This window comes from Sciscionella sediminilitoris, from assembly GCF_000737195.2.
GTDB lineage: Bacteria > Actinomycetota > Actinomycetes > Mycobacteriales > Pseudonocardiaceae > Sciscionella > Sciscionella sediminilitoris.
On record NZ_JALM01000006.1, the window covers coordinates 1 to 12,420 of the forward strand.

The 12,420-nt window shown below is 69.7% G+C and carries 13 protein-coding genes and 2 pseudogenes; 10 read left to right on the forward strand and 5 right to left on the reverse strand.

Going from position 1 to position 12,420, the window contains the following annotated elements; genetic code table 11:
* Positions 1 to 809 (forward strand): annotated as a pseudogene (locus tag AD72_RS37065) (glycosyltransferase family 2 protein); the annotation flags it as partial.
* Here AD72_RS37065 and AD72_RS02775 read toward each other — a convergent pair.
* Positions 773 to 2,014: a cytochrome P450 gene (locus tag AD72_RS02775; protein WP_031464761.1), complete on the reverse strand. Its 1,242-nt coding sequence runs from the start codon at positions 2,012 to 2,014 to the stop codon at positions 773 to 775. The pseudogene AD72_RS37065 and the gene AD72_RS02775 sit on opposite strands and share 37 nt — an antisense overlap.
* 23 nt (positions 2,015 to 2,037) lie before the next feature.
* On the opposite strand from AD72_RS02775, the gene AD72_RS02780 reads away from it, so the two are divergent.
* Complete coding sequence (locus AD72_RS02780; RefSeq protein WP_231644713.1) at positions 2,038 to 2,733, forward strand: class I SAM-dependent methyltransferase; 696 nt, start codon at positions 2,038 to 2,040, stop codon at positions 2,731 to 2,733.
* On the opposite strand, the gene AD72_RS02785 is transcribed toward AD72_RS02780, so the two are convergent.
* Both AD72_RS02785 and AD72_RS35380 read right to left on the reverse strand, forming a co-directional pair.
* Entirely contained in the window at positions 2,715 to 3,221 is a 507-nt protein-coding gene (locus tag AD72_RS02785; protein WP_031464763.1) for a DUF309 domain-containing protein, read from the reverse strand. The genes AD72_RS02780 and AD72_RS02785 overlap by 19 nt on opposite strands.
* A gap of 60 nt (positions 3,222 to 3,281) precedes the next feature.
* Positions 3,282 to 3,548: a hypothetical protein gene (locus AD72_RS35380; RefSeq protein ID WP_082468735.1), complete on the reverse strand. Its 267-nt coding sequence runs from the start codon at positions 3,546 to 3,548 to the stop codon at positions 3,282 to 3,284.
* 98 nt (positions 3,549 to 3,646) lie between these two features.
* Between AD72_RS35380 and AD72_RS37465 the strand changes: the two are divergent.
* The 8 genes and pseudogenes from AD72_RS37465 to AD72_RS02825 all read left to right on the forward strand — a co-directional run.
* Positions 3,647 to 3,769, forward strand: a pseudogene (locus tag AD72_RS37465) (transcriptional regulator); the annotation flags it as partial.
* A gap of 24 nt (positions 3,770 to 3,793) precedes the next feature.
* Entirely contained in the window at positions 3,794 to 4,975 is a 1,182-nt protein-coding gene (locus AD72_RS02795; protein WP_051897785.1) for a sialidase family protein, read from the forward strand.
* A 69-nt stretch (positions 4,976 to 5,044) separates the two neighbouring features.
* Positions 5,045 to 5,473, forward strand: coding sequence for a limonene-1,2-epoxide hydrolase family protein (locus tag AD72_RS02800; RefSeq protein ID WP_031464766.1), 429 nt, complete (start codon positions 5,045 to 5,047; stop codon positions 5,471 to 5,473).
* 48 nt (positions 5,474 to 5,521) lie between these two features.
* On the forward strand, positions 5,522 to 6,349 hold the full coding sequence (locus AD72_RS02805) for an ABC transporter ATP-binding protein (RefSeq protein ID WP_031464767.1): 828 nt from the start codon (positions 5,522 to 5,524) through the stop codon (positions 6,347 to 6,349).
* A 55-nt stretch (positions 6,350 to 6,404) separates the two neighbouring features.
* The gene (locus AD72_RS02810) at positions 6,405 to 7,184 is read left to right on the forward strand and encodes an enoyl-CoA hydratase/isomerase family protein (RefSeq protein ID WP_031464768.1); all 780 of its coding nucleotides are present in this window, start codon (positions 6,405 to 6,407) and stop codon (positions 7,182 to 7,184) included.
* A gap of 8 nt (positions 7,185 to 7,192) precedes the next feature.
* Positions 7,193 to 8,170, forward strand: a complete 978-nt coding sequence (locus AD72_RS02815; RefSeq protein WP_031464769.1) for a class I SAM-dependent methyltransferase — start codon at positions 7,193 to 7,195, stop codon at positions 8,168 to 8,170.
* Positions 8,171 to 9,319 (forward strand): THUMP-like domain-containing protein, encoded by a 1,149-nt coding sequence (locus AD72_RS02820; protein WP_031464770.1) that lies wholly within the window; start codon positions 8,171 to 8,173, stop codon positions 9,317 to 9,319.
* Positions 9,320 to 9,329: 10 nt separating this feature from the next.
* Positions 9,330 to 10,172 carry an SCO6745 family protein gene (locus AD72_RS02825; protein WP_031464771.1) on the forward strand — a complete coding sequence of 281 codons (843 nt, stop codon included), beginning with the start codon at positions 9,330 to 9,332 and terminating at the stop codon, positions 10,170 to 10,172.
* Here the strand turns inward: AD72_RS02825 and AD72_RS02830 are convergent.
* On the reverse strand, positions 10,149 to 11,651 hold the full coding sequence (locus tag AD72_RS02830) for a sensor histidine kinase (RefSeq protein ID WP_031464772.1): 1,503 nt from the start codon (positions 11,649 to 11,651) through the stop codon (positions 10,149 to 10,151). The genes AD72_RS02825 and AD72_RS02830 overlap by 24 nt on opposite strands.
* Positions 11,629 to 12,366, reverse strand: coding sequence for a response regulator transcription factor (locus tag AD72_RS02835; RefSeq protein WP_304437775.1), 738 nt, complete (start codon positions 12,364 to 12,366; stop codon positions 11,629 to 11,631). The genes AD72_RS02830 and AD72_RS02835 overlap by 23 nt, the downstream gene beginning before the upstream one ends.
* Between the last annotated feature and the right edge of the window lie 54 nt (positions 12,367 to 12,420).

The window sequence follows — 12,420 nt, forward strand, 5'->3', positions numbered from 1 at the left end:
TGGCCGTGGTGCTCGTGCCGTACGTGACCTATTTCCACTCGGCGACCGGGCGCTGGGGTTTGACGATCTCCTCGGGCAATGTGCTCTACGGGCGCGCGGCGACCGTCGCGGACTGCCGGACCCTCAACCTGAAACCGGAACTGCGGGTGTTCTGCCCGAAGGAACCGCTCGACGACCGGCTCGGCGTCGACTGGTACACGCACGCCGACGCGGACCCGAACTGGCCCGGCCCGCTGCCGCCCGGATCCGACCGGCTCGCGCTCGCCGGGCAGTTCGGCAAGCAGGTTCTTTTCCAGCAGCCCTTCGATGTGCTCGGCAAGATCCTGATCGACATCGGGAAGAGCTTCTCCCCGATACGCAAGACCTTCGACAAGGATGTGGCGATCGAGCGCTGGCAGTTCCAGTACGACTACCCGACCTATGGGGCGGAGTACCCGGCGCCCGACGACTACACCGAACGGTACGACGGGATGCAGCCGACGGTGCAGCCGCAACTGGCCTGGTTCCTGCGTGCGTACCAGTTCCACGGCGGCTACACCCCGGGCCCGGCGCTCGCGGTCGCCGGGCTGCTCGGCGTGGTCGGCGTCTTCCGCAGGCGCGGGCGGTTGCGCTCGGCCGCCCTGCTGGCGACCGGATCCGCGGTGCTGCTGCTCGTCGGCGCGGACGCCTTCGAGTTCTCCTGGCGTTACCAGCTACCCGGTCTGGTGCTGTTCCCGGTCGCCGGGGCGATCGGGCTGACCGCCCTGCTGCGCGACCGTCGGGCGGGCGGCCGTCAGTCGAGCACCACCGGCAGCGATTCCACGCCGTAGACGATGGATGCCTTGCGGTAGGGCAGCTGTGTGCTGTCCTTCGCCAGGCGCATGTTCGGGAACCGGCGCACCAGTGCCGGATAGGCCGCGCGCAGTTCCATCTTCGCCAGTTCCGCGCCCACGCAGCGGTGGATGCCGTAGCCGAAGGCCAGATGGGAGGTGCTGGGTCGGCGCGGGTCGAAGGTGTCCAGGCTCGTTTCGTCGGTGCGGCCCTCGGGCAGGATCGCGGGATCCCGGTCCGCGCCGGAAAGCGAGACGATCACGATGTCGTCCTTGGCGATCCGCTTCCCGCCGATCTCCATGTCCTCCAGGGCGAAGCGCAGGAACGCCGCCTGCACCACGGTGAGGTAGCGCAGCAGCTCCTCGACGAATCCGGGGACCACCTCGTCGTCGGTGCGGATGAGCTCGAAGGTGTCCCGGTCGCGCAGCAGCACGATGGCCCCGAGCGCGAGCATGCTCGTGGTGGTCTCCAGCCCACCGGTGAGCAACCCGTCGGCCAGGCCGGTGAGCTCCTCGTCGTCCACGTTGTCGCCGTGTTCGCGCACCAGCATGCCGAGCAGCCCCTCACCGGGGTTCTTGCGCTCCGCGCGCACGGTCTCGCGCAGGTACTCCATCGCCTCGGACATGGCGCCGATCGATTCGGTCGCCCCGTTGAACAGGTCGAACCGCTCGGTGGACAGCCGCTGGAACTCCTCGCGCTGGTCATACGGCATGCCGAGCAGTTCGCAGATCGTCTTGGACGGGATCGGCAGCGCGAAGTGCTCCATCAGGTCGACCGGCTGGGCACTCGCGGCGATCTCGTCCAGCTGGTCGTTCACGATCTCGGTGATGCGCGGGGTCAGCCGGGAGAGCCTGCGCATGGTGAATTCGGGGGTGAGCATCTTGCGCATCCGGGTGTGCGCTGGCGGATCGGTGAACCCGAGCCCGCCCGGATCGTCGAAATCCAGCCCGATGCTGGACAGCCGGGTGAAGTCGTTGCTGAACTGCTTCGCCTTGCCGAGCACGGTCTTGGCTTCCTCGTACCCGGTGACCAGCCAGACGTTCACCCCGACGAAGGGCAGCGACACCTTGCTCACCGGTTCGCGTTCCCGGGTCGCGCCGAGCGCGGCGACCGGGTCGAGCTCATCGCGGTGCAGCGGCATCAGCTTGCGTGGCAGGTACTTGCGCACGGCCCACGCGGTGACGCGGGATCGCAGGGTGGTCATGACCGACACGATATCCTTCGCCCGTGGTAGCCGTGACCGGAGCCGAGATCCGCAGGCTCTACCCCGAATACGCCGAAGACCTGCACCGAGTGCGTGCCGAGCAGCGGGAGTTCCTCGCCGCGAACGGGAAGGGATTCACCGCGCAGCTCGACGACATCGAGGCGGAGATCACCTACCTGCTGCTGCGGGCACGCCGCCCCGAGCTGGTGGTGGAGCTGGGCACGCTGCACGGCTGGTCCACCACCTGGATCCTGCGCGCGCTGCGGGACAACGGGACCGGGATGCTGCGCTCGCACGACATCGCCGAACGGGTGCGCGAGACGGTGCCCGCCGAGCTGCGCGGCAACTGGGAGTTCCGGCCGGGGGACGCGCGCGAGACGATGCCCGAACTCCCGGAGCGCACCGAGTACCTGTTCATCGACGCCGACCACGGGGCGCGGTTCGCTCGCTGGTATGTGCGCGCGCTGCTCGAACCGTGCTCCTGGCCGATGAACGTCAGCGTGCACGACGTGTTCCACTGGCGCTTCGCCAAACCGCTCTCCGAGGGCCGGGTCGTGCTCGACTGGCTGGACACCCGGCGCCAGCCCTGGTTCACCGCGGCGCGGGCCAAGGCGCGCGGCGAGTTCGACGCACTGTGCGCCCTGCGCGCCGAGCTCGGGTTCACCGAGGACATCAAGGCCAGCAAAGCCAATCCGATGCTCTACTTCGCGCTGAGCTGAGGGGCGATCGCCGCCGGATCCGGGGCGGGACGGTCCGGGGACAGCTGCCCGATGGTCAGCCGCGACCAGTCGATCAGCGAGCCGACCGCGATGCCGTGCGGCGCCGTGGTGGCGAACCCGGCGATGTTCTCCGCGCCCCGTTCGAGCAGCGAGCGGCCTCCGGTCTGATTGCCGCGGGCCAGATGGGTGAGCCCGACCGCGAGCTGGGCCAGGCCGCGCCAGAGCTCGCGTTCGGCCGGTGGGCAGCTCTTCCACGCGTCCTCGAGGACCTCGTGGGCGTGGAACGGCTTGCCCTCGTCGAGCAGGCGCTGCGCCAGCTCGAGCGATTCCGCCGGGCTGCGCACCGTTCCCTCCTCGAGACGTTCGACGCCCTCCGCCCCGCGAGGCAGCGGCCTGCCGAGCCCGTCGCGGGGGCGGGAGTTGCGGGCGCGGCCCTCCTCATCGCGGTCCCGTTCGGTGTCCATGGCCGCGACTGTACCGTTGCTCATCTACGTTTCCCGGGTATGCAAAGCAGTGCTGGCACGGATGGTTCTGTTCGGGTTCGCCGCTTACACGATCGCCTGGGACACCCTGGTGCCGATGGCGAGCGGAACGGTGAACGCGCTGGTGGTTCCGGTGCTCGCGATCGTGTTGATGTGCGTGGTGGGGCGGTGGCAGCGGAACCAGGCCGTGCGCCCGCACACCAGCAATGGGTGGTTGTGGCCGTGGATCGGGCTCACCGTGGTGCTGAACGGGTTTCTCGGTCCGCGCCTGTTCGGTGACCGGCCGCTGGTGTGGCTGGCCTGCGGGGTGGTGACGGCGGTACCGGTGCTCATCGAGGCCGTGCGCGTGCTGCGGCGCTGCGGTGACCCATCCGCGGCACCGGCTCGACGAGCTGATCCACACCCCGGTGTGATGCCCTCATGTCGGCAAACGCCCGCGCACCTGGCTGGCGATCACCGAACAGGGCAGGGCGGCGTTCGAGGGGCACTACGCGACACTGCGCGCGATCGGAACCGGCGCGATCCCGGATACCGCGGAACGTATCGAATCCTGAGCGGATAGGCTAACGTGCGTACTCGTGCGCAAGAAGCGGAAGAGAAGCAGACACCTGATCCTGACCGCCGTTCTGCTGCTGCTCGGCACCACGCTCGCAGCCTCGGAAGCGGGCGCCGCGCAGCGGAACGTGCTCTATGACAAGGCGAGCACCTATCCGCGGATCCTGCGGCTCGCGCACAACGGCTTCGCCAACGGGCGCATCCTGACCAGCATCGAGGGCTGGTCGGGCAAGGACGGCATCGGGATCATCCACCAGAGCACCGATGGGGGCCGGACCTTCCAGCGACTCTCGACGATCAAGGATCCCGAGGCGGCGAACGGCCGGGGGATCTGCTGCGGCGCGTTCTACGAGCTGCCCCAGGATGTCGGTTCGCTGGAGGAGGGCACGCTGCTGTGGGCCGATACCGTCGGATTCAACGCCCCGGACGCGCAGCGCCGGACCCAGTTGCGGCTGTGGGCATCCGAGGACCGCGGCCGGTCCTGGTCCTTCGTTTCCACGATCGCGACCTCGCCGACCAGTGACCCGATCTGGGAACCCGAGCTGGAGGTGGCCAAGGACGGCAGCCTGGTCGCGTTCTACTCCGACGAGAGCGACAAGAGCCATCACGACCAGAAGCTGGTGCAGGTGCGGTCCACGGACGGGGTGCACTGGGGCGGCTACCGGGAAACCGTGGTGAACGAGCAATGGTCGGTGCGCCCGGGCATGGCGAGCTCGCTCCGGCTGCCCGACGGCACTTATCTGCTCGCCTACGAGGTCTGCAACAACGATCCGGGGCACCTGTGCAGCGTGTACACCCGCACCTCGGCGGACGGCTGGAACTACGGTGATCCGCACGATCTCGGCACCCTCGTGCGCACCCCGGACGGCAAGTACGCGCGGCACACCCCGACGATCAGCTGGAGTCCTGGCCCCGGGCAGCACGGCACCGTCCTGCTGATGAGCGAGATCCTGGTGAAAAAGGACGGCAGCTACGCCCCGGGCAACGGGAACACGGTGCTCGGCAACGACCACAGGGGCGCGGGGAACTGGTACGAGATGCCCGCCCCGGTGCCGGTCGACAAGCCGGACAACAAGCAGTGCAAGAACTTCAGCCCCTCGATCGTGGCCTCCCGGGACGGGCGCAGCGCCACCGAGGTCACCACCGATCTCGACGGAAAGGTGTGCAAGACCTACTACGGAACCGGTCCGCTGACCCCGAGGTGATCCGCTCCGCCGTGCCCTGCCGGGGGAGAAAGGGGTGCACCCGGGTCCGTGCGGGTCTACCGTCGCGGCATGGCTGATGTGGACACCCCGGAGATCGCGACCGTGCGGGCCTTCCTCACCGCGCTCGAGGAATTCGACCTGGACACCGCGATCGGCCTCGGGGACGAGGACATGGTCTACCACAACGTGTCGCTGCCCGCCGCGCGCGGAATCGGCGCGGTGGAGAAGACTCTGCGCACCATGACGCGCTTCGGCACCGGCTTCCGCGCGGAGCTGGTGAACATCGCGGGCAACGGGCCGGTCGTGCTCACCGAGCGGATGGACACCCTGATCGTGGGCCGCTGGCAGTCCCGGTTCTGGGTGTGCGGGACCTTCGAGGTGCGCGCGGGCCGTATCCAGCTCTGGCGGGACTATTTCGACTGGGCGAACGTGGCCGGGGCGAGCCTGGCCGGTGCGGCGCGGGCGATCGCCGGGTCGCTGCGCGGCGCGGCACGCTGACCCTGGGCGAGGCACCCGGCCGGTATCGGATGTCGCGCACCTACCAGAATGGCGGCCGTGACCGCGCAGATGAGCCCGCAACCAGATGACCTCGTGCTGTCCCTTTCCGGTGTCGGTGTGCGAAGGGGGGAATCGGCACTGCTCGAGGGTCTCGACTGGGTGGTCGAGCCGGACGAGCGCTGGGTGATCCTCGGTCCCAACGGCGCGGGGAAGACCACCCTGCTGCGCATCGCGAGCGCCGAGCTGCACCCCACGACCGGGACGGTGGACCTGCTCGGTGAGCGGATCGGCGAGACCGACGTGTTCGAGCTCAAACCGCGGATCGGGTTCTGCTCGGCCGCGCTGGCCGCGCGGGTGCCCGCCGAGGAGACCGTCGCCGATCTGGTGGTCAGCGCCGGCTACGCGGTACTGGGCCGCTGGCGCGAGCAGTACGAGGGCATGGACACCGCGCGGGCCCGGGAACTGCTCGATTCGCTGGGCATCGCGCACCTGGCCGAGCGCACCTACGGAACCCTGTCCGAGGGTGAGCGCAAGCGCACGCTCATCGCCCGGGCGCTGATGACCGATCCGGAACTGCTGCTGCTCGACGAACCCGCGGCAGGGCTCGATCTCGGTGGCCGGGAGGACCTCGTCGCGCGGCTCGCGGACCTCGCGAACGACGTGGACGCGCCGGCGATGGTGCTGGTCACCCACCACGTCGAGGAGGTTCCCCCGGGCTTCACCCATGCGCTGCTGCTGCGCGAGGGGGAGGCGGTCGCCGCGGGGCCGGTCGAGCAGGTGCTCACCGAGGACAACCTGTCCGCGACGTTCGGTCAGCCGCTCGCGCTCTGGCGGGACGGGGAACGCTACTTCGCGCGCCGACGTACTACCGGGTAGCCTCCAGGGGACTCGAGTAACGGCAATCACCGAAGGGTGCAGGAGCGGAGGCGCTGTGGCGGAGTTCGTACGGCTTGAGGTTGAGGGAGCCATCGGCACCATTCGGTTGGACCGGCCACCGGTCAACGCGTTGAACCGGCAGATCCAGGAGGAGATCCGGGAGGCCGCGCAGGAGGCGAACGAGCGCGCCGATGTGCGCGCGGTGATCGTCTACGGTGGTCAGAAGGCCTTCGCGGCGGGTGCGGACATCAAGGAGTTCGCCCGGATGTCGCACGCCGAGATGGTCGCCCGCGCCGAAGGGCTGTCCAGCTCGATCGGCTCGGTCGCCGGGATCGCGAAACCTACCGTGGCCGCGCTGACCGGTCCGGCCCTCGGCGGCGGGTTCGAGCTCGCGCTCGCCTGCGACCGGCGCATCGCCGCGGACAACGTCAAGCTCGGCCAGCCGGAGATCCTGCTGGGCATCATCCCCGGTGCGGGCGGTACCCAGCGGCTGGCCCGGCTGGTGGGCCCGAGCAAGGCCAAGGACCTCGTCTACACCGGGCGCTTCGTGCTCGCCGATGAAGCGCGCGAACTGGGCATGATCGACGAGATCGTGGCACCGGACGACGTGTACGAGGCCGCCAAGCGCTGGGTCGGCCAGTTCGAGAACGGTCCGGCGCTGGCGCTCGGCGCGGCGAAGGCGGCTATCGACGGCGGACTGGACACCGACCTCGGCAACGGACTTCGCCTGGAGAGCCACCTGTTCGCCGGGTTGTTCGCCACCGAAGACCGTACGATCGGCATGGAATCGTTCATCGAGAACGGTCCGGGCAAAGCCACCTTCACCGGGAAGTGAGGCGCGATATGACCGAGGTTCTCGATCCGGATCCGAACCCCAACGCCAGCGCCGAAGAGGTCAAGGCGGCCTACCAGGATCCCAAGCTCGCCAATGTGCTCTACCACGACTGGGAGGCGGGCACCTACGACGAGAAGTGGTCGATCTCCTACGACGAGCGCTGCATCGAGTACGCCACCGGGCGGTTCAAGCTCATCGGCGGGGAACACCACTGGCCCTACGGCCGCGCCCTGGAACTCGGCAGCGGCACCGGCTTCTTCCTGCTCAACCTCATGCAGGGCGGGGTGATCAGCAAGGGCTCGGTCACCGATCTGTCCCCGGGCATGGTGCAGGTCGCGCTGCGCAATGCCGAGCAGCTGGGCCTGGACGTGGACGGCAGGGTCGCCGACGCGGAACGGATCCCGTACGAGGACGACACCTTCGACCTCGTGGTCGGGCACGCCGTGCTGCACCACATCCCGGACCTGGACACCGCGATGTCCGAGATCATGCGGGTGCTCAAGCCGGGTGGGAAATTCGTGTTCGCGGGGGAGCCGACCAAGATCGGCGATGCCTACGCGCGCCGGCTCGGCCAGTTCACCTGGTGGCTGACCACGAATGTGACCAAGTTCGGCCCGCTGCGCGAGTGGCGGCGTCCGCAGACCGAGCTCGACGAGTCCTCCCGGGCCGCGGCGCTCGAGGCCGTGGTGGACATTCACACCTTCGATCCCTCCGGGCTGGAACGGATCGCGCTCGCCGCGGGTGCGGTGGATGTCGAGGCGAAGACCGAGGAGTTCTCGGCCGCGTTCCTCGGCTGGCCGGTGCGCACCTTCGAGGCCGCGGTCCCCGAGTCGAAGCTCGGCGTCCGGTGGAAGTTCTTCGCCTACAAGGCATGGCAGCGGCTGTCCTGGCTGGACGAGAACGTGCTGCGCCGGGTGGTGCCGCGGGAGCTGTTCTACAACGCGCTGTTGACCGGCCGCAAACCCCAGCCGCCCGTGCGGATCTAGTTGGCCTACGCATTCGGGCTCGCGGATGTCGCGTACCTGCGTTCGGCCGCCGGGCGGGATGCGGTCGCGGCATTGCGCGGGCTGGAACTGAGTGCGGCGAGCCGGATCGAGGACGCGGCAAGGGCACGGCGGATCGCCGGTGAGTACGCCGCCGCGGCCCTGGAAACCGTGCTGCTGCAACGGAAAGCGGCGGCCAAGTTCGCCGAGCCCCAGCAGTGGCTCTACACCGGGGACGCGCTGCAGCAGGCCACCGCCGCCCCGGTCGCCGCACACCGGGCGGCGCGGCTGGGTGACCGGCCGGTGCACGACGTGACCTGTTCGATCGGCGCCGACCTCGCCTCGTTCGCGCCCGGTTCGCTCGGCTCCGACCTGGACGAGGTGCGCCTGGCCATGGCGCGCGCCAACTGCCCGGAAATCCCGCTGCTGCGCGCCGATGCGCTCGCCCCGGCCAGCCGCGGCCTCGCGGTGTTCGCGGATCCGGCGCGCCGGGACGGGGCCGGTAAACGGACCTGGCGGCCCGAGGATCTGCGGCCCCCGCTCGACGAGCTCTTCGCCGCCTATCCGGACCGGGATCTGGTGGTGAAATGCGCCCCGGGACTGGACTTCGACGCGATCGGGCCGGACCGCGAGATCGAGATCGTCTCGCTGGACCGGCAGGCCCGTGAGGCCTGCGTGTGGGGCGGTTCCCTTGCCACGCCCGGGGTCCGGCGCCGGGCGACGGTGCTCGACTCCGCCGGGGGAGCCGACCGGCTCACCGATGCCGACCCCGGGGACTGCCCGGTGAGCCCGGCGCGCGACTGGCTGATCGATCCGGATCCCGCCGTGGTGCGCGCCGGACTGGTGCGCCAGTACGCCTGCCGTCACGGGCTCGCTCAGCTGGACGAGCGGATCGCCTACCTGACCGGGGACAGTCCGCCAGGGGATGCGCGCGCCTTCCGGGTGCTCGAACAGTTGCCCTACAACGAGAAACGACTGCGTTCGGCGCTGCGTGCGCGCCGGATCGGCCGGGTGGAGATCCTCGCGCGCGGAGTGCGGGTCGATCCGGATGTGCTGCGCGGCAGGCTGAAACTGTCCGGAACGCAGGGCTGTTCGGTGATCGTCACCCGGATCGGGGCGAAGCCCATTGCCTATCTGTGCCAGGCGCAATAGCGTCACGGGTGTGGACTCGAACGAGGAACTCGCGAGCGTAGCGCGGGACTGCTGGCAACTCCTGGAACTACTGCACATTCCGGTGTATTTCGCTCCGGAGGCGGCCGAAGAGTTCGGGAAACTGGGACTCGAACCGCGGGCCGGTTATTTCGCCTCCCGGGCGGGTGGTTTCGGCGCGGTCGGGGCGCCGGTGATCGCCGCGACCTTCTACACCTTCTCGACCGAGGTGATCGAGGCGGCCATTCCCGCGGCCTGGCGCATCGTGAGCCCGGAGCAGGTGCTCGCCGCCCGTTATCGTGGGGTCGGGGCCAGTCTGCGCCGGGTGTTCACCGATGAACAGGTGCGCGAGGCGGCCGGACTGGTGCGGGAACTCGCCGCGGGACTGAATCCCCGTGGCCGGGCGCTGTTCGGTGCGCACGCCGGGCTCGACTGGCCCGAGGATCCGGTGCTCGCCCTCTGGCACGGTGCGACCCTGGTGCGCGAACACCGCGGTGACGGGCACATCGCGGCCCTGCTCGCGAACGGGGTCTCCCCGGTGGACGCGTGCATCACCGCGGCCGTGCACAAGGGACAGTCGCTGAACTTCCACCAGAAACTGCACGGCTGGCCCGAGGAAGAATGGCAGGCGGGGCTCCAGGGGCTGATCGGCAGCGGCCTGCTCGCCTCGGAGTCCGAGCTCACCGAGCGCGGGACCGCGCTGCGCGAATCCCTCGAACAGCGCACCGACGAACTCGCCACCGAGGGCTGGGAAGGCTTCGGTGCCGAGTCCGGGCGGCGGCTGCGCGGGCTGCTCGAACCGCTTGTCGCGGAGCTGCGCGCCTCGGAGGTGCTACCGAAGGCGTTCCGCGGCTGAACCGGCGGGCAGTCGGACGGTGAACTCGGTGGCTCCCGGTACGCTGCGCGCCTCGACACTGCCGCCGTGTGCCGTGCTCACCGCCGAGACGATGGCCAGCCCGAGTCCGGTGCTGCCCATGGCCCGCGAGCGGGAGCCGTCCCCGCGGGCGAACCGTTCGAACACCGTGGGCAGCAGCTCGGCCGGAATCCCCGGACCGTCGTCCCGGACCACGAGCAGCGCCGTCTCGTCCACGGTGGACAGTTCCACGGTGACCGCGGTTCCCTCGGGCGTGTGGCTGCGCGCGTTCGCGAGGAGGTTGGCCAGCACCTGGTGCAGGCGCTGTTCGTCACCGATCACGAGGACCGGATCGTCCGGAAGGGACAGTCGCCAGTGGTGGCCGGGTCCGGCGATGTGCGCATCGTTGACGGTGTCCGCCACGAGCCTGCTCAGGTCCACCGGTTCGTGCCCCAGCGGGCGCCCGGAGTCGAGCCTGGCGAGCAGCAGCAGATCGTCGACGAGGCTCGCCATCCGGTTCGCCTCGGCTTCGACCCGCCCCATGGCATAACCGATGTCCGCGGGGACCGAATCGTGGCCGCGCCTGGTCAGTTCGGCGTAGCCGCGGATCGCGGTGAGCGGGGTGCGCAGCTCGTGGCTGGCGTCGGCGAGGAAGCGGCGCATCCTGGTCTCGCTCTCCTGTCTGGCGGAGAGTGCGGCGGAGACGTGCTCGAGCATCCGGTTGAGCGCGCTGCCGACCTGGCCGACCTCGGTCCGTGCGGTCGCCTGATCCTGGGGGACTCGCGCGACCAGCTCGACCTCGCCGCGGTCCAGCCGGGTCCCCGACACCTCGCGGGCGGTCCCGGCGACCCGGTCCAACGGGCGCAGGGTGCGGCGGATGACGAACCTGCCGGCGAGTGTGGCGATGAGCAGCCCGAGGAAAGCGACGACCGCGAACAGCCCGGCAAGGCGAGCCACCGTGTCCTCGACGGTACTCAGCGGTGTTCCGATCACCACTGTGCGGCCGTCGAAGGAGTGCACCGCGCGCAGCCGGTAGCCGCCGAGCTCACCGACGCTCATGCTGTGCGCGCGCCCGTCGATCGGGATCGTGGGGAGCACACCGGAGTCCGCCGCGGGCACCGGCTGCTGGTCACCGATCGACGGGCCGAGCACCGCAGCCGCGGTGACCCGACCTCCGGTGATCGTGGCGCCGAGCGTACCCGGAGGGATCCCCGGCTGGCGGAGGAAATCCAGCGGCTGATGCCGCCAGTCCGGCGGCCTCAGGTTCTTCGGTGGTCCGTGCTCGATCCGATCCACGGCGGGGCGCAGCTGCTGGTCCAGCTCGCTGATGAGGAACTGCCGCAGGAACAGGCTCGCGACCACACCGATGATCGCGCACACCACCGCCAGGATCACGACCTGGCCGATGAGCAACCGGGTGCGCAATGACCATCGCCGGGGATCCCGCCAGACCGGCCGTTCAGCCCGCGGGTTTGAGGACATAGCCCGCCCCGCGCATGGTGTGGATCATCGGTTCCCGGCCCACGTCGATCTTCTTGCGGAGATAGGAGACGTAGAGTTCGACGATATTGGCCTGGCCGCCGAAATCGTAGCTCCACACCCGGTCCAGGATCTGCGCTTTGCTCAGTACGCGTTTCGGATTCCGCATGAAGAACCGCAACAGCTCGAACTCCGTCGCGGTCAGCTGGATCGGCTCGCCGCCACGAGCGACCTCCCTGCTGTCCTCGTCCAGGCACAGATCGCCGACCACCAGCTGCGCCCCCGAGGTGAGCGCGGTGATCCCCGTCCTGCGCAGCAGCGCGCGCAGCCGGAGCACCACCTCCTCGAGGCTGAACGGTTTGGTCACGTAGTCGTCCCCGCCCGCGGTCAGCCCGGCGATCCGGTCCTCGACGGAGTCCTTCGCGGTCAGGAACAACACCGGCAGTCCCGCGGTGTCCGCGCGAAGCCTGCGCAGTACCTCGCGGCCGTCCAGGTCCGGCAGCATCACATCGAGCACCACGATGTCCGGCCCGAGCCGCCGCGCGAGCTGGATGGCGGTCACTCCATCGGTCGCCGCATCCACCTGCCAGCCCTCGTAGCGCAGGGCCATGGCGACCAGTTCCGCGATGGCGGGTTCGTCGTCCACGACCAGCACCCGCACCGGCTGGCCGTCGGGGCGGCGCATCTGCCCCGCACGCTCCTGTTCCGCACCGGTCATGTGTTCATCCTGGGCACCGATCCGGTGTGGTTGCTATGAGTTTCCTGTGCCCCG